The following is a 21450-nucleotide window of genomic DNA, read 5'->3' as shown; positions in this document are numbered from 1 at the left end:
TATGAACTTATCGCAGCACAATCAGTTTTCATCAAAAGCGAGTCAGTTATTAAGCTGGGGGCATTGGTTCACCTTTGCCAACATCGGCTTAGCGCTATTTATTAGCTTAAGCTATTTATTTGCCGATTCGCCACCAACTAGCTTTATGGGCATAACTTATATGCTAGTGACATGGCTTAGCCACACTAGTTTTATTGCCTTTTTAGCATTTGTGCTGACGGTATTTCCGCTTAGTTTGATTTTCCCCTATCCTAGGCACATTCGTGGAATGGCTGCTGTAATTGCTACGTTTGGCGCATCACTGCTTACTCTTGATGCTTATGTGTATGTTAATTTGGGCTATCATTTAAGCACTTCCGCTTTGCCTGAAATCATCTCACTACTGTGGCATCGATTAACAAGTTCGCCTGCTTTAACAACTCTTTTTGCCGGCGGTATTGTTCTGCTAATCTTAGGTTTTCAACTCGTTGCCAGTAATCTTACATGGCGGCATTTAGCGCGTCTAAAACAGTTTAAATTTGCACGTTACGCAAGCTCATTTTTAGTTATATGTTTTGCGCTTAGCCACAGCATTCATATTTGGGCAGATGCTAACTTAAAATTTGATGTAACAAAGCAAGATAATGTTTTACCACTTTCATACCCTACAACAGCTAAAAGTTTGTTAGCTAAAAATGATTTACTAGATATCGAAACATATAAACAAGCTCATAGCGTTAAAATTAATAACCAAAATATTAACTACCAAATACCAACTCCTCTTGAGAAATGTGAAGATTACACTCAGGCTAATATCGACATTTTTGTTTTTGAAACCGACCAACAATTAGCCGACTTTATTTCAGAAAATAAAGGTCTACATAAAACAGAGCAGTTTTTACAGCCAACTAATCATAGCGACATGCTATTTAGTTTGGTATACGGTTTACCTGCCTTTTATAAAGTTGCGATAATTGAAGAGCACACTCTTCCCGCATGGCAGAGCCAACGTCGCAGTATTGAAGTAAGTGGTATTAACGAGCTGAGCTTTATTAATGACCAAGCTCACACTAACAGTGCGATTAGAGTTATTAGCGGTTCAAAAGTTGTATCCCCACGCGATAACGCAACGCAAATCTTTGCTTTTAGCTTAGTAAATGATACTCAAGAAGTGGTAAGTACATCAACCTTATACAGCTCAGATAAAAGAATCTCAATGGTTGAAGGCTTAATTCAACCAAGTGATTTAATTGCGACTAGTGTCGGTCAGTACTTAAATTGTAAAGCGATTGCCAAACAAACAATGTTAGGTGTTAACCTATACAAGAAAAAAGACAATATGGGTGTTAATTACTCCCAAGGTGTAGTCATAGCATACAAAAAAGATAGGATCACATTAATAGACTCAGATGGGAATTTTAAAAACATCTCTGCCGCTGAAGGGTTCTCTATTGAGCAAGGTTTAGATATTCCATTTTTAGTACAAAGCATTAAGAAGTTAAAAACATTCACTCAATAACTGTAATCCTGACCTAGCTTGCTATAACGTCAAGCTAGGTTATAGTTTTTATTTTGGAACTGCGTTTTTAGCAACGCAAAATAAATTCATGGATGCCCTGCTATGATTAAACTTGTTAGTTACTTATTTTATTCACTTTGCATCTTTATCTGCTTTTATAATAACGCCACGACTTACTACAAATGCGTGACAGAAAAAGAGACTGTTTTTTCTCAGTTTCCTTGCGATCATCGCGCAACTACACACAAAGTAAATACCACAAACATACTGCAAAATGGCCCTGAAGTTGATTATAGAAAACAACTAAACGATCTTGAGCGAGAAAGGCTTTTGGCTGGGTTACAAGCTGAACTTCGCAGTAACAACCATAAATTAACGATACTCGATCGTGAAAAAGAGCGAGCTGAATACAAGCAACAACAGCGCCTTAACCATATTTTAGCCGACGATGAGAAAAATATAATTACTAAAGATATTACCAAGAACATTAAACGAATTAATAAAGAATATAAAAAAGAAGTATCTGCTATTGCTAAAAAAATTAAAGAACTAGAAAAAAAAATATTAATATACAAATAAAACTCTCATAAAGCATTATGAGCGTGTTCGTAATTTAGCTTGGTTTTAAACTTAAAATAACATACCCTTAACACAATAGAGTATAAACTCTAACGTATAATAAGGAATGCTTATGCAGCCACATCGTATTGCTGAACTAATTTTAACTGGCTTTAAAAAGCACTATAAGCTATTTCAAAAAACCACGGCAAAAGCCCCTCTCGCTTTTGCTAATAAAGATTGGCAAGCAATTAACGATATAAGCCGTTTACGTATTAGCTATTATGATGATCGTGTTAACGAAACGACACAATTTTTAAAAATAGAACATCCTACAGATACCCTTGATGAGTCTCTTTGGCTTGCAGTAAAAAAAATATATCAACACTTTTTATGCTTTCACCCACAAGCAGAGCTTGCCGAAACATTCTATAACTCTGTATTTTGCCGTCTTTACCATAGACGTTACTTTCATAATGACTTTATATTTGTACAAGCCACATTAAAAGACGCGCCATCTGTACCGGTTGAATCCGAGTATAGAAGTTATTTCCCGGTAGTTGATGGTTTAAAGCCTACGATAAAACGTATTATCAATCACTTTGATTTTAAAGCCCCATTTGTAGATTTAGAACGAGATATACGCTTGCTTGTTAAAGCATTTTACAAACAAGCCCCCGATACTCACCACCAACCTTGGCAAATGCGCTTTGATATATTACATACTGCATTTTATCGTAACAAAGCGGCGTATATTGTTGGCCGTGTAGTTTCTCAAAGCGGTGTGCAACCTTTTATTATTGCAGTACTACATCATAAAGATAAAGGCTTATACTTAGACGCCTTGCTCACTAAATCATCACAAATGCGTGTTATTTTTGGCTTTGCGCGTGCTTATTTTATGGTGGAAACTCATGCACCATCAGCGTTGGTAAGGTTTTTAAATCAGCTAATGCCAAACAAAACAATTGCAGAGCTATACAACGCGATCGGTTTTCATAAACAAGGCAAAACTGAATTTTACCGCGAATTTTTAAGTCATTTAACGCATTCAAGTGATGAGTTTACAATTGCACCTGGTACACCGGGCATGGTGATGATGGTATTTACCCTCCCCTCTTTTGGTTATGTATTTAAAGTCATTAAAGATAAGTTTGGTGAAAGCAAACCATTTGGTCGCAACACCGTTTTAAAGCGCTATCAGCTCGTAAAGAGTCACGATCGCGTTGGGCGTATGGCTGACACTATAGAGTATTCTAATGTCGTATTTCCTTTGGCTCGTTTTGATAGTAATTTGCTTGAGCAATTACATAAAACAATTGGCTCCTCTATGATAATTGAAGGCGATTGGTTGATTATAAAACACCTTTACATTGAACGGCGCATGACACCACTAAATCTGTTTTTAGAAAACGCTAATGACGAAAGTGCAGCAGATGCAATAGAGGAGTACGGCCAAGCACTTAAAGAAATGATTGCCGTTAATATATTTCCTGGTGATATGCTATTAAAAAACTTTGGGGTAAGTAAGCATAAGCGTATTATTTTTTATGATTACGACGAAGTACAATACCTTACAGATATGAACTTTAGAGAATTACCTAAAGCTAAAAATTACGATGACTATTTAATGAGTGAACAAAGTTACTCTGTCGCTCCACAAGATGTTTTCCCGGAGCAGTTATGTACTTTTGTTACACCTAACCCAACTTATAAACAGTTTTTATTAAGTACACATCCCGAATTAGTTGATGTTAGTTTTTGGAAACAAGCACAGCAAAACATAAAAAATGGGCATGTGAGTCATATTTACCCATACCCGACAGCACAGCGCTTTATTCACCACTGGTAGGCGCTAAAGGACACACAATGAATATAAGTAAAATAGATTTAAATTTACTGGTTTACCTCGACACACTACTACGAGAATGCAACGTAACACGCGCTGCAAACCAGTTGAGTATTACACAACCTGCAATGAGTAATGGCCTTAAACGTCTTCGTAACCTATTTAACGATCCTATTTTAGTTCGTACCAGCGATGGTATGGTCCCAACTGAGCGTGCTTTGGAGTTACAACCTGTTATACGTGGCATATTAATGACTCTCGAAGAAACTCTAGCACCTAATCGAGAATTTGAGGCAAGCCAAAGTAAACGTGTGTTTAGGATTATGGCCAGCGATTACGCTGCAAGTACCCTAGCGCCTAAACTGCTTAGTAAATTACATGACGAGGCACCCGACACCACATTAGATATACTTACCCCAAGTGATGTGACTTTTCATGATGTAGAAAATGGTAAAGTTGATATGGCTATCAATCGTTTTGAAAACTTACCACAATCTTTTCATCATAAGCGTATTTGGAAAGACAGTTTTTGCTGTTTAGTAAAAGCCGATAATCCAATAATTGAAAGCTTTAGCCTTGATAGCTATTTAAAAGCACGCCATATTTGGGTAAGTAAAACAGGTTTTGGTGTTGGTGTAGGAATGGATCCAAAAGACGTGCAAAAGCTAGGGTGGGTTGACGAAGCCCTCGCTCACTTTGGTAAACATCGTAATATCGCTACATTTACGCGTAATTACCATGTAGCGATTCATTTAGCAAAAGAGAAAAACCTTATTGCCACTCTACCATCTAAAGCCGCTAATATTTATGTCGACGATCCAGGACTTAAAATACTAGAACCTCCTTTTCCTATTCCTCCTTTTGAACTTGATATGATTTGGAGTCCACTGCTACACCGAGATGCGAGTCATATTTGGTTGCGCCAAAAAGTAGCTGAAGTTGCCGAGGAACTAAAGTAGCTTTATTACACAATACTTTGTAAAAATTGCTAGGCTAATAGAAAAAATTAACCTAGTAATTTAAAAATAAATAACAAAGCAATTAATATCAAATACTTATACATGAAAGGCATTATGGAATGACCTTTGCTTTTATTAGATTGAAGTTTATATTCATTTAATTAAAGAGGTCATTATGAACACCCATCAAGGATCAGAAGTAAATCATATTACAGACATCATTCAAGTAATGAACAGTGGCATCGACTTTTATGAAAAAGCCCTAGAAAAAATTGAAGACCCTGCAATTGGCGCTCTTTTCCAGCGCATGATCGATGCACGTAAAGTAAGTGTTGAGCGCTTGCAGCCCTATGCTATTAATGAAAAAGGGGAACGCGAAGATGGCTCTTCGTTCGCTATTGAAGCACGCCGTGCATACACTGGACTGCTTACAACATTTAGCTCACACAACGACAGCACCTATGTGAAGGAGCTAGAGGAAGTTGAGGATAAAACCCTTGAAGAAATTAAAGCCGCGATGGATAAACCACAACCTGCTGACTGTGAAGCTGCTTTGGCTAAAACACTACTAACAATGCAGAGTTGCCATGCAGAAATGAGTCGCATGAAAAACCATTAAACTTGATTTTGACGCCAAGCACCCAGCCATAGCGCTGGGTTTTTTATTGTCTTAAAGTATTCATTTATTTTATCTTACATATAACGACATAATTTATACAAACATTTAATATTATTAGAATATTTAATTAACTATATTTTATTTTAGCTGTGCTAGTTTTATTAATAGGATCCTGAAATCTTGCTGTGGCGCCGCAGCTTTAAATTATAAATAAGGTCCCAATATGAAAAAAAAACTAGCTCAACTGCAAAATAATGCTGATGTAGATATGACTCCAATGTTAGACATTGTATTTATACTACTCATTTTCTTTATTGTTACTACATCTTTTGTTAAACCTGTGGCCATTGAGTTAAATCGTCCGCTCGATAGCCCTCAAATAGATAAACCGGTTAAAAATGCTTTATTTAGTATAGATGAAAGTAATGGGGTTTATTTCTCAGGTAGGTTGATTGACTTAGAGCAAGTGTCGACTAACCTAGCAATGTTTGCTGCAAAATATGAAATAAGTTCAGTATTGATAAAAGCTGACGAAAACAGTAATCACAACACCCTAATGAACGTGATGAATAATATTAAAGAGTATGAAAACTACTCCATTTCTTTAATCTCGAAATAATACTAAGCGGCTTAAATGTGGTCTATTTAACGATAAGAAAATCGTGTCGATAACCAGGTAAAAATTTCGTTGTTTAGTTGTTCCATATCAGAAATTTTTAACACAGTTAGCGACAGGTTTAAGCCCTCAAATTGATCAAGTATTATTGCGGATGGGTATTATACCAATCTGCTTATATATGGGTCTATTTAACGTTAAGAAAATTACGCTAGAACTAGGCAAAAATTTTTGTATTTAGTTGTTCTAAATAAAAAATTTTTAACGACGTTATAGTGCAATTTAATTCGTTAAATTGATCAAAGATTTATGCAGGTTGGTATTAGATATAGGATAACTCTTTAAAGTAACAAAAAAGGGCCTTGCGGCCCTTCAACTTTAAATAACAATAGGAGAGTTATTTATTAAAAACGATATTCTGCGCCTATGTAGTAATAAGCACCATTAAAACCAAATGGAGCTGAACGGCGAGAGTATTCAAATACACCGGAGCTGCTTACTACAGTGTTACCGTTAGCATCAACGATTGTGCCTGAACGTGAGTTACCAATTTTGTTTTTGTCTGGGTAAACGTCAAACAGGTTATTAGCACCAATATTCACAGATAAATCTTCTGTTACGAAGTAATTAACTTTAACATCCGTTAAGATTTCTGCCGAATAAGTTTGGCTATCACCATCCTCTACGGTGTATTCACCAAAACGATTCAGTGATAAATTAACCGTCCAGTCATCACGTTGATAAAGCGCGCTTAAATTAATGCGATCCTCTGGTTGCCACTCTTCGATGATTGAAATCTCTTGTTCCGAGAATACATCTTCAACCGGCACAGTTTCTAAACCAGAACCTGATGGCGTAAATAACGATACAACATCAGTTTCAGTAAAGTTAGCCGCAAGTGTAAAATCAAGCGTACCGCCTAAGCCTTCTGTATTCCATGTTGCAACAAAATCGATACCACGAGTTTCTGTATCTGCACCATTTAAGAAAAACTGACCAGCGCCTGCACCTGAGCTAACTAAGGCCGCATCTAAGCTTGAAGAAAGCCCTTTACCCAAACGGTTACTAATAACAATACGGTCGTCAATATCAATTGAGTAGTAATCAACTGTTAAGTTGATGTTATCTGTCACGTTGTAAACGATACCTAAACTACGGTTTTCAGATTTCTCTTCTTTGAGTTTTGGAATACCTAAACTTTGTGCAAGTGTTGAGTCATTTCTAAATGTCCCTACTTCCTCAGCAACTAATGTACCATTAGGGCCTGTCACGAACTGCGTACTAATATTGTTAAAGTATAGTTGTTGCATAGATGGCGCTCTAAAGCCTGAACTTAATGCACCACGTAATGAAATATCATCTGTAACCGACCAGTTACCCGCTAGTTTAAAGTTAACAGTATCACCAAAACCTTTGTAGTTATCGTAGCGAAGTGCGCCAGATATAATAACATCTTCAATAAAGTAAGCTTCTGCATCCATATAAAATGAAATAACATCGCGTGACTCGTCAACCGACGATGCTGGAGATGAACCACCAAAACCTTGTGTGCCACCAGATGCATCTTCACTGCCTACACCACCACTTAACCCATCGTAAATACTTACGCCATTGTTTGTATCATAATCTCGGTATGCATATTCATTACCTTCTAGGATACGGTATTCGTCAGTACGAATCTCAGCACCCATTGCTAAAGAATAATCATCAAAGTTTTGTGTGAAATCAAGATTGATTGTTTGTAGTGAGAGCTCCATGCCATAAGCGTATGCTTCACGTGGAATAGTTGTACGGATATCAGCTGCACTTAAGCCTTGGTCGTAACGTAAAAAATTAGCGTATGAAGCATTAATTGTGTCACTTGTCGTGTAATCAATGCTGTTTTCGCCGTAAGTGTAGGATAAGTCTAAGCTAGCATCGTTATCAAATTGTGTCTTATAACCAAAGTTATATGAAATATCATCGATCGTTGTGTTGATTTTTGGTAAAAAACCTAGCGGAATCGTCGCATCATTATCTTGTAGTACTGGGTTGCCACCCGCATTTGCATTGTGACGGAAAAATGCAGCTGATTCGTTATCACGCGTTGAATAAGTAATAAAGCCATAAAGCTCGCCATCGCCTAACTCATAACCTGTATTAATTGTTAAACCAAACTGTTGAGAGTCGGCATCACCAATTCTAAATGTATCTCTGTCTGCGGTCACTTCTCGTGGATCGCCAGCCAGTAAAGTACCGTCACTTAATTCTGTACAACCGTAAAATTGGCATGAACCATGTAAACCAGCACGGTTAGTAGGTGAACGGTCGCGATAGTTAATTGTTGCATTTAAATAACCGTCATCGCCTAGTGCAAAACCTTTGTTAAAATCGACGTTAACTGTTTCGCCATCACCTTCTGAATATTGACCATAATTGATAGCCGCTTTACCGCCTTCACTACCATCTTTAAGTACAATATTAATTACACCGGCAATTGCATCAGAACCATACTGAGCCGCAGCGCCATCACGCAGAACTTCAATACGTTTAATAGCTGACGCAGGTATTGCATTCATGTCAGTACCCGCAGTACCACGTCCTACTGATGTATTAATATGAATAATACTTGCTTGGTGGCGACGTTTACCATTGATCAACACTAACGTTTGATCTGGACCTAAACCACGCAGTGTGGCAGGTCTTAATGCATCGGTACCATCACTAATCGACGAGCTTGAAAAGTTAAATGAAGGGGCAATAGACTGTAACATACGGCCAACTTCTGTTTGGCCCGTATTTTCAAGCGCTTCTGCACTTAGAATATCTACTGGAACGGGTAAATCTTCAACTGAACGTCCCGCTACACGGCTACCGACAATAGCAATTTTTTCAATTTTTTCTTGAGCAACTTCTTCTGCTGCATTCACACCTTGCGAATTTGCCGCAAGTAACGCTGGTAATATAGCTGCACTGACCGCTGAAAGCTTCATCATGTTGTTATCATTCCTGTTGATTTGTTTGAGTTTTATACTCAGTAATCCATTTTGATCAACAACCGCATCGAGCTCAGTTCCACCTAGTAATGCCTGTAAAGCATCAAGTTGGGTATAAAATCCATATACCGAATTTGCATCATACTGCTTAGCTAACTCATAAGAAAACACCACGGTTTGCTCTGTTTGCTTAGCAAATTCAATTAAGGCTTTGTCTGCTCGCTGCGCTTTTATATCAAATTGCACCATTTGCCCAGTGGTTTGCGTCGCGGCTTGTACACTGATGCTAAAAATAGCGGGGACAAGCACACTTAAACCACCCAATAAATACGTATGGTTACTGCGCATCTTATATAAACAGCTGACAAACAAAAATCCTCTATGGTTTTGTTTCTTTTTTTTAATCTTTTTTTTACGTGATATCTTTATAGGTGCAACTTTATCTAACATTAGCTTGATTTGCATAGCTGCTACTTATGATTCTGTATGGCGTTTAAGACTAACTACATGCTCGCCTAAGCGTTCATGATCAATCGAAAAATTAGTTTGTAAGCTCTCAAGTAAGCCAGCTACATCGCCGGCTTTAAATACACCAGCCACTTTAATACTAGCAAGTTCAGCTGACGACAATTCAAAACGCGTTGCGGTATAACGGCTTACTTCATTTAAAGCATCGCTTAATTGTTCACCATTGAAAATTAACATACCATTTTGCCATGCTAAATCGCGCTGAACATCGCCCGCAGAAAGTTGCGTTATCGGCTTTGTTATACTTTGCTCAATAATCGCTTTCTCGCCCGAAGTAACAATATTTGCATTAATTTTGCGAATTTTTTGCGTACTATTATCAGCAAGTTGATATGCTTTAAAATCATTAGCATCTACAGCAACACTTGGGTCGGTAATCATCACTTTACCTTCGGTAACCACAAGTTCTAAATCTGATGAAGTATTGCGTTGCACATTAAATACCGTGCCTAACGCGGTAAAGCTTTTATCACCAGCCATAACACTGAACGGACGCGTCGTATCTTTAGCCACATTAAATCGCCCTTCTCCACGACTGAGTAATAGCTGCCTGCGCCCTTTGCTGTAAGCAACTTCAAGTAAACTATTGGTATTTAACTGAACAATCGTTCCATCGGGTAAAACATAAGTAGCTTGCTCACCTACTTTCGTTTTATAAATTTTAGTATAATTAACTTTAGCAAGTTCTTGGTTATAACCATTTTCTAAATTGATCAGTAAATAGCTACACACCATTAATGCTGCAAATAAACTGGCTGCAATCGAGTAAGAAAACATCCATCTATTTTTAGACTGTTTGCTACTACGGTGCGGGAATAAATGACTTAATTCGTTTAAAACAGATATTTCATCCCAAAGCTGAGCAAGTTCATATACAGCATCTTGATGAGCAGTGCTTTGCATCATCCACAATTTAAATTGCTCTTTTTCGTCAGCACTTAAGCCGCGATCTATTGCACTTATCCAATTACAGGCTTTTTCGAGAATTAAATCTTTTGAGGTAAATTGATGTACGTTGCTCATTTTGAAACCCTCTCTAGGGGTAACGATTGCACTGACATAATACTTGCATCAGGAAGTTCGTGGGTTTTGTCATGCTCTCGCATATACAACATAGTCTGTAGTAATCCTTTGGCAATGTGCTTTTCAACCGTACTTTGACTTAATTGCATCTCGCTCGCTATCTCTTTTTGGCTCATGCCGTATACTTTTTTTAATATAAAACATTTACGAATTGATACACTTAATTGCTCTGTGGCTTTACAAAAAAGTAAAAAGCGCTCTTTAGATGTGTATTCATCTTCTAGCTGCATTGATTTAAGTAATACAGGCAACTCACTGTCTTGCTCAAGGGATTCGTTAAATTTATTATCCCATTTAGCAATATGATTAAGTGCTAAATGCTTTGCTGTTTTAAGCATATAACTGCGAGTAAATTGAATATCTTGCTTTAAGTCGGCTTCATAGCTTTTTATAAATGTTTCTTGCACAATGTCTTCTACGTCATCGGGCTGAACTATTCGAGAGACAAAGCGCTTAAGTTGACTTGAAATATCAACAAATGTTGACGTAAACGTTATTTTTTTCGTCATCCTTAACTAGCACCTGTTGTTATTTTTATTACCTTTAGATTACGAGTTTTGAGCATAAAAACAAGCAAAATGTTAACTTTGGGTTATTTATATGTATTGTTTTTAAAAAGGAAAGTTTATGAGTAAACTTTTAGACTATATACGATTAAGTTTTTTTGCGTGTGGTTTACTTTTAGGTGTGCAAATTCCTGCATTTGTAAGTGACTTTGGCCAAGCACTATCAGCCCAATTAATTGAAGCTAATAATGCCGTTGCGCCTTTTAAAAGCGACGCAACTAAGTATTTCAATAATGATTTAAATAAGCTAATAAAACACTATCAAAATATTGATGATGAAATTGTGAACAAAGGGGCAAGTAATATCAGTACTCTTTACGAACGACAGCAAGACTTACAGATAGCCGTAAATAGGTTTGAGAAATCTCCGTATATATTTACTATGATCAGTGGCATGAGCGATATAAAGCAACAAGTATGGCAACGCTTTGAAGGTCAAATCATTTTAAAAAAAGACTCTATTATAGCCGCCATTGTTGCAGCCATAATAGTAGCCTTGCTTGCAGAGCTTACTGGTTATTTGTTTTTAACTGGAGTAAAACGCTCATTTAAACGCTTATTCGCAGCTCAAAAATAGTGATTTCATAAAATCATAAAATACATCGGTTTTACGGGTTGTTAAACTATTTTGCGGACGTAAAAACCAAACCGGTGCATCATCTTGTGCCATTACGCCTGGCATTACTTCTACTAAAATACCATTTTTAAGATCTTCATTAATCGCTATTTTTGACTTAATAGCAATACCATGACCTGCAATAGCAGCTTGTGTCATATTATCGGAGTTTGAAATAGTAAAACGTGTTTTAGCATTAAAGGTATGGATTTTTTTGTGTTCGTCAAAAAGCTTTAACTGGCGTTGCCACGGCAGGCAAACCCAATAATGTTCACTCAATTGCGTTAAATTTTTAGGCATGCCGTACTTTTCTATATAGCTAGGGGCTGCACACAGTATGCGACTATTGTTTACGATTTTACGAGAAAGTAATCCTGAGTCATTTAATTTTCCCACCCTAATTGCAACATCTTGAGCGTCATCAACCACATTTACAAAATGATCCGTTATTAAAAAATCAAGCTTTAGTTCAGGGTAAGCTTGCTCAAACTCATTGAGTTTAGGCATTACGTATTTTGAAAAAACCCATGGGGGCATTGTCACTCTTAGTAAGCCACTTACCGATGAGCTACGCGCACCAATACTATGCTCAGCATCGCGTAAAGCTTCTATTATGGCGCCAACTCGGGTGTAAAATATTTCTCCAGCGGGAGATAACCGTACTCGTCTGCTATCTCTAAAAACAAGCACTGTAGCAAGCTCTCGTTCTAGTTTACTTAAGCGATGGCTCACTGTTGCAGGCGATAAACGCTGCTCGCGGGCAGCAGCAAGTACTCCCTTATTTTCAACTACAGCTATAAATGTTTCTAGGTCGCTCAAATTATACACAAACTTGCCAATCTCTATTTTCAATGTTTAACATTTTCGAATGAAGCTTTCAGTTTTGCAATGTTTATTTAAATAACTGGAACACTATAATTGTAGATAGTTTAATTATTGAGGTTCAATCATGAGTTTAAAAGCGCAAATAGATGCCTATAACGTACAAAAAGAGGCCAAGTTACCAGCTGACGTTTTAGCATTAATGAACACTACAAACGAAGAGCTTATTGCACAGCATATTAAAGACAATGCGTTGCAAATTGGTCAAAAAGTAGAAAATTTTAGCCTAGCCAATCATAAAGGCGAAAACGTTGAGCTTGCGGATTTATTAAAAAAAGGCCCAGTAATTATTAGCTTTTATCGTGGTGGCTGGTGCCCATATTGTAATTTAGAGCTAAAAGCACTTAACGACTACTTACCACAATTTAAAACTCAAAGTGCTCAGTTAGTCGCAATATCACCACAACTACCTGATGAGACTCTCTCAACTGCACAAAAAAACAACCTTGAATTTGACGTGCTTTGCGATGTGAGCAATAAAGTAGCTGAGCAATTTGGTTTATTATTTACACTTGATGAGCGTATCCAAGCGTTATATACACAATTTGGTATTGATTTTGAACACTACTACGGCGATAAAAGCTTTAAATTGCCGCTACCGGCTACCTATGTAATAAACCAAGAAGGTGTTATTACATACGCATTTTTAAGCGAAGATTACACCCTACGCGCAGAACCTATTGATGTTATGGCAGCACTTGAATCGGAGAATAATTAATGTCTATTTTAAAATCGTTAAAAACACTCACTCTTTCACTACTTGTGGGCACAAGCCTTGTATCTGGTTACGCCGAAGCTGATGAACCAAAAAAACAAGCAAAACCTAAAGTGCTTATTTTTGATGTAAACGAAACCCTACTTGATTTAACGTCAATGCGCACCTCTATTGGTAAAGCATTAGGCGGACGTGAAGATTTATTACCACTGTGGTTTTCAACTATGCTGCACCATTCATTAGTAGATACTGTAAGTGGTAGTTATCATGACTTTGGGCAAATTGGGGTGGCGTCACTCCTCATGGTCGCTCAAAACAACAATATTGATATTACTAGTGAACAAGCTAAAACAGCTATTGTTACACCTCTTTTAACGCTTCCTCCACACAGCGATGTTAAAGAAGGACTGGCGAAACTCAAAGCACAGGGCTATAAATTAGTGAGCCTTACAAATTCTTCAAACAAAGGTGTAAAGGCACAGTTTGAAAGCGCTGGTTTAATATCTTACTTTGATGCACGTTACAGCATTGAAGATATTAAAATTTACAAACCAGACTTACGTGCTTATGAGTGGGTACTTAAAAAGTTAAATGTAGCTCCAAATGAAGCAATGATGGTAGCAGCCCATGGCTGGGATGTTGCTGGTGCTAAAGAAGCTGGCTTACAAACCACTTTTATAGCACGCCCGGGTAAAGCACTTTATCCATTAGCTAAAAAACCAGATCACGTTGTGAAAGATTTACATGAATTAGCCGCTCTACTTAAATAAGTATGCGCTGATGAATCAATACCCAAGCGGCCAATGTTAGGATGACATTGGCCGCTTTTTTATAACTCCTAGAGCGTGTTGAACTTTACGGTATTTATTCTCATAATCAGCATGTTAAAAAATTGAACGTAAACAAAGTATTTAGCCCGCTATGCGTTATTTTATCTGCTAGCAATTTAGTACTCACAACGCTACTATTAACTAAATACGTGGTGGAGAGTGTAATGAAAAGTCAAAGATTAGATGAGTTTGAGCAATACTTTCAAATTGATGAAAGTATTAGAGTGAATTTATTAGCTGTGACAAATAAGCAAGTCCCTAAGTCACAACTTGAGCTTGAAGACGATATTCCTCCATTATTTAAATTAGCCAACGAAGTCAGTGAACTCGAACAAAGTTCTTTGCGTCCTCTGCGTAACTTAGGCGATATAGCGCAAGAGTTAGCCGCTTTTTTACAAGCACAGTCGCGTAAAATAGATTTAATAATGAGCCATATTTTGGCCTCAGAACAAGCCCAAGATAACGCAATCCAATGTGACAGCTATGGCGGTGGCGGTATTCGCTTTACATCACCAGAAGTACACTCAATTGGCCAAGCATTTAGAACAAAACTGTTTTTACATCACGAAGCATCTGCTGTGTACTGTTATACTGAAGTTGTGGCAGTAGAGAAACAAGATAGTGAACATTACCAATACACCCTGCTTTTTACCGCAATTAGAACCACCGACCAAGAACTTATTGTTAGAGCGAGTTTACATGCTCAAACCCGCCAACTTAAAAAACGTCAAGAACTTGAACCAAACCAAGGCGACCTAAACAGTGATAATTAGCTGACATCTTTATGTAAAATGCTAAACTAGCGCCATCTTAATTAGTATATAAAATTCATGAACTTTAGACTTTTACCAGAATGGGCCGAGCAAGACGCTGTTATGCTTACATGGCCTCACAAAGACACCGATTGGGCCGACAACTTAGCGCGTGTAGAACCTGTATATATTGAACTTACTAAACACATAACAACGCAGCAACAGCTTGTTATTGTGGCGCATAACAGTGCCTTAAAAGTGCATATTACAGCTTTACTAAATAGTGCTAACGTCTCTCTTAATCGTGTTCATTTTGTAGTAACGCCTACTAACGATACTTGGGCGCGCGATCATGGTCCGCTTACTTGCGCCGCTATTGATTCACCAGAGCAATTAAAAGTATATGATTTTACTTTTAATGGTTGGGGCAATAAATTTGAAAGCGCGTTGGACAATCAAATTAATCGTACTTTGGTAAAAGAGCTAAGTAGCACAAACAACCAATATCAAGCGCTCGATATGGTACTTGAAGGTGGCGGTATTGAAATAAACGAGCACGGTGTGTTGCTAACAACCAGTGAGTGTTTGCTTAATAAAAACCGTAACCCTGATTTAAACCCAAATGATATTGAAGCACTTTTAAAAGAGCGCTTAGGCGCGACCAGTTTTTTATGGGTTGAACATGGCTATTTAGCGGGCGATGACACCGACAGCCACATTGATACCTTAGTGCGCTTTGCACCAAATAATACCCTTGTATATGTGCAGTGTGACGATAAAACCGATGAGCACTACAGCGCACTTGATGCAATGGAAAAACAACTAAAAACCTTTAAAACTGCCGATAACACCCCATATAACTTAATTGAGTTACCGTGGCCAAAAGCCGCTTATGACGATGAGCAAACACGCTTACCGGCTACCTACGCTAACTACTTAATTATTAATAATGCTGTGCTTGTGCCAACGTATAATGATGCCAATGATGAGCGTGCTCTTGCGCAAGTTCAAAAAGCATACCCACAACACACTATTATTGGCGTTAATTGCCAACCAATAATTGAACAATTTGGCAGCCTGCACTGTATTACAATGCAATTACCTCGTGGATTTTTAGCTGGAGCAGCACAATGACAAGCCCTGCAAAATTAACCGTTGCGTTAGTGCAACAAAGCAATACCGATAACGCTCAGGACAATATGGCAAAATCAATGAGTGCCATTCGTGAAGCCGCTCAAAAAGGTGCAAAACTGGTTGTACTTCAAGAGCTACACCGAAGCCTCTATTTTTGCCAAACCGAAAATGTTGACGTATTTGATTTAGCCGAAACCATTCCAGGCCCTAGCAGTAATGCCTTAGGTGAGCTTGCTAAAGAGCTAGGCATTGTTATTGTAGCCTCTTTATTTGAAAAGCGCGCTACGGGCCTTTATCACAATACTGCGGTTGTATTAGAGAAAGACGGCAGCATTGCGGGTAAATACCGTAAAATGCATATTCCTGATGACCCAGGTTTTTACGAAAAATTTTACTTTACCCCAGGTGATATCGGTTTTGAGCCTATTCAAACCTCGGTGGGTAAATTAGGCGTGCTAGTATGTTGGGATCAATGGTTTCCTGAAGCTGCACGTTTAATGGCAATGGCAGGCGCTGAGATATTAATTTACCCAACCGCTATCGGTTGGGATCCTAACGACGACATTGCTGAGCAAACTCGTCAAAAAGATGCGTGGGTTATTAGCCAGCGTGCTCATGCTGTTGCCAATGGTGTACCGGTAATTAGTTGTAATCGCGTAGGCCATGAAAGTGACCCAAGCGGACAAAGCGATGGTATTTCGTTTTGGGGAAATTCGTTCATTGCAGGCCCACAAGGTGAACTATTAGCAGAGGCGAATAATACTGATGAGCAAATTTTAGTAGTAGAAATTGATCAAAAACGCTCAGAAAACGTAAGACGTATCTGGCCTTTCTTACGTGATAGACGAATTGATCACTATAAAGACCTAACAAAAATATACCGAGACTAAGTAAACTTAACTCAAGATGGCTCTTACTTGCTAAGAGCCAACTATAAATGGAGTAATAAATGGCGTTTGAGCAATGGGCAGCCTTGCCTTGGGTAAAATCTCAAAAAGATAAAATTCAATGGGGCCAGCTAAGCGGAAGTGGTTTAAGTATTGCCATTGCTGAAGGCGTTAAACAACAAGACAACTTAGTCTTGATTGTTACGCCTGATACACCAAGCGCACTACGCCTTGAAACAGAATTAGAATATTTATTACCCGATAACCCGGTAATGGTATTTCCTGATTGGGAAACTCTGCCATACGATCACTTTTCTCCCCATCAAGATATTATTTCAGCCCGTTTAGCCACTTTAAATACCTTAAAAAAAGAACAACAAAGTGTGTTAATTGTGCCTGTATCTACCTTAATGTTGCGCACAGCCCCAGCCTCGTTTATTTACGGTTCAACAATAAACTTTAAAGTGGGCGACAAGCTAGACACACATAACTTTCGTGACAACTTAGAGCAAGCTGGTTATTTAAATGTTCAACAAGTAATGGAGCACGGCGAATACGCTATACGCGGCTCTATCGTTGACTTATACCCAATGGGTAGCCCGCACCCATTTAGACTCGATTTTTTTGATGACGAACTCGATACCATTCGCTTATTTGATGTAGAAACGCAGCGTTCTGATGAAAAAGTAGATAAAATTGAGCTACTTCCAGCGCATGAATTTCCTACTAACGACGCTGATATTGAACGTTTTAGAATAAGCTACCGTGAAAAATTTGGCGCAAGCTCGCAGCAAGACTCAGTATACATGCAAGTAAGCAAAGGTAACTGGCCTGCAGGTATTGAATACTACATGCCGTTGTTTTTCGAAAAGCTAGCGACTATTTTTGACTACCTGCCAGATACAACAACCGTTATGCAGCTGGGTGATTTAGAGCATGCGGCAGATAACTTTTGGCACGATGTAAATGTACGCTATGAAAACCGCAGAGTTGACCCACTTCGTCCATTACTTGAACCCAATGCACTTTATCAGCCTATTGAAGAGCTGTTTTCTAATTTAGGCAATTTTGCACGTATTAGATTATCCCTTGCAAAGCTTGGTACTAAAGCAGGCAATAAAAACTTAAGCGTTAGCGAGCTGCCTACTATTCGAATCGACCATAAACAGCATGAACCTTATGGCGCGTTTATAAATTATGTAGCAGAACAAAAAAAGAAAAAAGGCCGTATATTACTCAGTGTTGAATCAGATGGTCGTCGTGAATCATTGCTGAGCATTTTAAAACCAAGCGGTTTAAAATTTAAAGAATTTGAAACACTCGAACAATTTACAAAAAGCGCGAGTGACGTAGGCTTAATAGTAAGTCCGCTTGAGCAAAGTGTAGTACTTGGTACTAAACCAAGCCTTTCTATTATTACCGAGCAAGAACTGCTTGGTATAAAAGTATCTCAGCGCAGACGCCGCAAGCACAAGTACGAAGCCAGCCAAGATGCGCTAATCCGTAATTTAGCTGAGCTTAAGGAAGGCCAACCTGTTGTGCATCTCGATCATGGTGTTGGCCGTTATCAGGGTTTGCAAACAATTGATGCTGCAGGTGTAGTTACTGAATTTGTAACAATTACTTACGCAAGTGAAGCTAAACTTTACGTGCCAGTATCTGCATTGCATATGCTTAGTCGTTACTCTGGCGGTGAAGAAGCTAGCGCCCCGCTACATAAGCTTGGCTCAGATGCATGGGAAAAAGCAAAAAAACGTGCGGCTGAAAAAGTTCGTGATGTAGCAGCAGAATTACTCGACATTTATGCACAGCGCCAAGCAAAACCTGGTAATAAATTTACCCTAGACGCCCCTGCATATCGCCAATTTAGCGATAGCTTCCCGTTTGAAGAAACAGACGATCAGCGCAACGCCATAGAAGCAGTGTTAGGCGATATGCAATCAAAACAAGCCATGGACCGCTTAGTGTGTGGTGACGTAGGCTTTGGTAAAACAGAAGTAGCCATGCGCGCTGCTTTTGTAGCAGTTAACGATGATAAGCAGGTAGCTATTTTAGTGCCCACCACCCTGCTGGCTCAACAACACTATGAAAACTTTAAAGACCGCTTTGCTGATTTTCCTATTGAAGTAGGTGTACTTTCGCGTTTTAACTCCACTAAAGAGCAAAAAGACACGCTTGAGAAAATGGCCAACGGTAAGCTCGATATAGTTATTGGTACGCATAAACTTATTCAACATGACATTAAGTTTAACGATTTAGGCTTGTTAATTGTTGATGAAGAGCATCGCTTTGGTGTTCGCCAAAAAGAGAAAATTAAAGCACTGCGCGCTGACGTAGACATACTCACACTGACTGCAACGCCAATACCTCGTACACTTAACATGGCCATGAGCGGCATGCGCGATTTATCAATAATCGCAACGCCGCCTGCTAAACGTTTAGCGGTAAAAACCTTTGTGCGTCAACGCGATGTAGAACTAATACGCGAAGCAGTACTGCGAGAAATTAAACGCGGTGGCCAAGTTTACTTTTTGCATAACAATGTAGAAACTATTGAGCGTGTTGCACAAGAAATTAGTGAATGGGTGCCGGAAGCGAGTGTGACTACAGCTCATGGCCAAATGCGCGAGCAAGAGCTTGAGCAAATAATGACTGACTTTTATCATCAAAAATACAACGTGCTGGTATGTACCACAATTATCGAAACAGGTATCGATGTACCTACGGCCAATACCATTATTATGGATAGAGCAGATAAACTCGGCCTTGCGCAATTACACCAATTACGTGGGCGAGTGGGTCGAAGCCACCATCAAGCGTATGCCTACTTACTAACAGGTGACCCTAAAGCGCTTTCTAAAGATGCGAGCAAACGCTTACAAGCAATCGAATCGTTAGAAGATTTAGGTGCAGGTTTTGCCCTCGCTACACACGATTTAGAAATACGTGGTGCGGGTGAGTTACTTGGCGATGATCAATCAGGTCAAATGCAAACCATCGGCTTTAGTTTGTATATGGAAATGCTCGAACAAGCAGTAAATGCGCTGCGCGAAGGTAAAGAACCAACGCTTGAAAACCTACTTCAAAAACAAACCGAAGTAGATTTAAAACTGGCTGCATTATTACCTGATGACTACATACACGATGTAAATGCACGCTTAGGTATGTACAAGCGCGTTGCTAGTTGTGCTAACCTTGATGATATGGATGAACTACAGGTCGAGTTGATAGACCGTTTTGGTTTGCTGCCTGATGCTGCTAAAAACTTATTTAGCCTGCAGCAACTTAAAATGCAAGCCAGTAATTTAGGCATTACAAAAATTGAAGCGAACCCTAAAGGCGGTTACTTTGAGTTTAGCCAAGATACCAAGGTTAACCCTAGCTTCATCATTGGCTTGATACAAAGTGCGCCTAAGGTTTACAAAATGGATGGCGCAAATAAACTGCGCTTTGCAATTAGTGAGGCAAATGCCCGCGAACGCTTAAAAATGGTCACTGCAATGATTGCAGATTTCGAAAAAAAGGTTAGCCATTAATGTTGCTAAAAAAATCGCTTGTTGTTTTATGCTGCTTATTTAGCAGCACTGCATTTGCAGAGCGTTGGTTTGAGGTTGAGGTGCTTGTATTTAAACAACTCCCCGCCCCTTACTTACAAGAAGACTTTAGCCTTAAACACAAAGCTATCGAAGATAAGAACACCCTAGACTTACTAACACCTCTTTATAAAGAGCAAGCAATGCAAGCGTGTATTGATGGTGACGTTCGTTTTCAAAAACGCTCATTTACCGACTCTTTAGTTAATCTAAATCCACAGTCGAATGTGTGTGACGATAGTATTGACTATATACAAAGCTACGATGAACTCCCGGTAACGCCAATTGCTGAAACGCAAGAAACTATGGAACAAACCTATCTCTTATCACCTGAACAATTACAGTTTAAAACTCAATACACAGAGCTTGTACGAAAAGGATTAACACCTATTCTGCATACTGGTTGGCGCTTTGAAGAAGCGAGTAAGTCCCGTGCACCAAGCGTGCGCTTAATTGCAGGTAAACATATAAGAAATAACATAAACACCATTCCTAGCTACTCAAACCCCGATTTTGTCAGCTTACTAAACTCCCAACCTAAGCTATTTAACGATCCAGATAAACTAAACGTTAATTGGGAATTAGAGGGCTTATTTAAAATCCATCTACGTCATTATCTCTACATAACAGCCGATTTTGATATCAGTCAAAAGCTAGAAAATGGCGACATAGAATCAGCCCGCTTTTCACAGTTTAGACGTGTGATAAGCAGCGAGATTCATTACTTTGATCATCCTCGTATAGGAATGATTGTACAAATAAGAAAATTTAATCATTAATCGTATTTACC

Annotated in this window: 18 protein-coding genes; 14 read left to right on the top strand and 4 right to left on the bottom strand. The window is 38.6% G+C overall.

The features are described from left to right. Window position 1 precedes the first annotated feature (1 nt). From D172_RS06980 to D172_RS06955, 6 genes are all read left to right on the top strand, one after another. Entirely contained in the window at window positions 2-1498 is a 1497-nt protein-coding gene (locus tag D172_RS06980; RefSeq protein WP_007375277.1) for a DUF3413 domain-containing protein, read from the top strand. Window positions 1499-1600: 102 nt separating this feature from the next. Beyond that, entirely contained in the window at window positions 1601-2077 is a 477-nt protein-coding gene (locus D172_RS06975) for a hypothetical protein (RefSeq protein ID WP_033022918.1), read from the top strand. A gap of 112 nt (window positions 2078-2189) precedes the next feature. Continuing rightward, a complete protein-coding gene (gene aceK / locus D172_RS06970; protein ID WP_007375279.1) occupies window positions 2190-3908 on the top strand; it encodes a bifunctional isocitrate dehydrogenase kinase/phosphatase in 1719 nt (572 codons plus the stop codon). A gap of 17 nt (window positions 3909-3925) precedes the next feature. After that, a complete protein-coding gene (locus tag D172_RS06965) occupies window positions 3926-4864 on the top strand; it encodes a LysR family transcriptional regulator (RefSeq protein WP_007375280.1) in 939 nt (312 codons plus the stop codon). A gap of 175 nt (window positions 4865-5039) precedes the next feature. Further along, window positions 5040-5483 carry a ferritin-like domain-containing protein gene (locus D172_RS06960; protein WP_007375281.1) on the top strand — a complete coding sequence of 148 codons (444 nt, stop codon included), beginning with the start codon at window positions 5040-5042 and terminating at the stop codon, window positions 5481-5483. A 223-nt stretch (window positions 5484-5706) separates the two neighbouring features. Beyond that, entirely contained in the window at window positions 5707-6102 is a 396-nt protein-coding gene (locus D172_RS06955) for an ExbD/TolR family protein (RefSeq protein WP_007375282.1), read from the top strand. A 401-nt stretch (window positions 6103-6503) separates the two neighbouring features. Here D172_RS06955 and D172_RS06950 read toward each other — a convergent pair whose 3' ends face one another. From D172_RS06950 to D172_RS06940, 3 genes are read right to left on the bottom strand one after another with little or no spacing between them, the layout of a single operon-like run. Then, window positions 6504-9539, bottom strand: coding sequence for a TonB-dependent receptor plug domain-containing protein (locus tag D172_RS06950; protein WP_033022920.1), 3036 nt, complete (start codon window positions 9537-9539; stop codon window positions 6504-6506). 9 nt (window positions 9540-9548) lie between these two features. After that, window positions 9549-10625, bottom strand: a complete 1077-nt coding sequence (locus D172_RS06945) for a FecR family protein (RefSeq protein ID WP_007375284.1) — start codon at window positions 10623-10625, stop codon at window positions 9549-9551. Further along, window positions 10622-11194, bottom strand: coding sequence for a sigma-70 family RNA polymerase sigma factor (locus D172_RS06940; protein WP_007375285.1), 573 nt, complete (start codon window positions 11192-11194; stop codon window positions 10622-10624). The genes D172_RS06945 and D172_RS06940 overlap by 4 nt, the downstream gene beginning before the upstream one ends. Window positions 11195-11312: 118 nt before the next feature. On the opposite strand from D172_RS06940, the gene D172_RS06935 reads away from it, so the two are divergent. Then, the gene (locus D172_RS06935; protein ID WP_007375286.1) at window positions 11313-11828 is read left to right on the top strand and encodes a DUF2937 family protein; all 516 of its coding nucleotides are present in this window, start codon (window positions 11313-11315) and stop codon (window positions 11826-11828) included. Here the strand turns inward: D172_RS06935 and D172_RS06930 are convergent. Next, window positions 11808-12695: a LysR family transcriptional regulator gene (locus D172_RS06930; protein WP_033022922.1), complete on the bottom strand. Its 888-nt coding sequence runs from the start codon at window positions 12693-12695 to the stop codon at window positions 11808-11810. The two genes, D172_RS06935 and D172_RS06930, sit on opposite strands and share 21 nt — an antisense overlap. A gap of 121 nt (window positions 12696-12816) precedes the next feature. Between D172_RS06930 and D172_RS06925 the strand changes: the two genes are divergently transcribed. The 7 genes from D172_RS06925 (at window position 12817) to D172_RS06895 (ending at window position 21439) form a co-directional block, all read left to right on the top strand. Further along, complete coding sequence (locus D172_RS06925) at window positions 12817-13467, top strand: peroxiredoxin-like family protein (protein WP_007375288.1); 651 nt, start codon at window positions 12817-12819, stop codon at window positions 13465-13467. After that, the gene (locus tag D172_RS06920) at window positions 13467-14234 is read left to right on the top strand and encodes a haloacid dehalogenase type II (RefSeq protein WP_007375289.1); all 768 of its coding nucleotides are present in this window, start codon (window positions 13467-13469) and stop codon (window positions 14232-14234) included. Before D172_RS06925 ends, D172_RS06920 begins: the two co-directional genes overlap by 1 nt. Before the next feature lie 224 nt (window positions 14235-14458). Continuing rightward, complete coding sequence (locus D172_RS06915) at window positions 14459-15067, top strand: PilZ domain-containing protein (protein ID WP_007375290.1); 609 nt, start codon at window positions 14459-14461, stop codon at window positions 15065-15067. Between the two features lie 57 nt (window positions 15068-15124). Then, window positions 15125-16180, top strand: coding sequence for an agmatine deiminase family protein (locus D172_RS06910; protein WP_007375291.1), 1056 nt, complete (start codon window positions 15125-15127; stop codon window positions 16178-16180). After that, window positions 16177-17070, top strand: coding sequence for a carbon-nitrogen hydrolase (locus D172_RS06905; protein ID WP_007375292.1), 894 nt, complete (start codon window positions 16177-16179; stop codon window positions 17068-17070). Before D172_RS06910 ends, D172_RS06905 begins: the two co-directional genes overlap by 4 nt. A gap of 59 nt (window positions 17071-17129) precedes the next feature. Next, window positions 17130-20603, top strand: a complete 3474-nt coding sequence (gene mfd / locus D172_RS06900) for a transcription-repair coupling factor (protein WP_007375293.1) — start codon at window positions 17130-17132, stop codon at window positions 20601-20603. Continuing rightward, window positions 20603-21439 (top strand): peptidoglycan binding protein CsiV, encoded by an 837-nt coding sequence (locus D172_RS06895; protein WP_007375294.1) that lies wholly within the window; start codon window positions 20603-20605, stop codon window positions 21437-21439. Before mfd ends, D172_RS06895 begins: the two co-directional genes overlap by 1 nt. The last annotated feature ends 11 nt before the right edge of the window (window positions 21440-21450 follow it).

Origin of the sequence: Pseudoalteromonas sp. Bsw20308 (assembly GCF_000310105.2) — a bacterium.
GTDB lineage: Bacteria > Pseudomonadota > Gammaproteobacteria > Enterobacterales > Alteromonadaceae > Pseudoalteromonas > Pseudoalteromonas fuliginea.
Note: the sequence above shows the minus strand (reverse complement) of the source record. Positions and strands in the feature narration are given on the sequence as shown.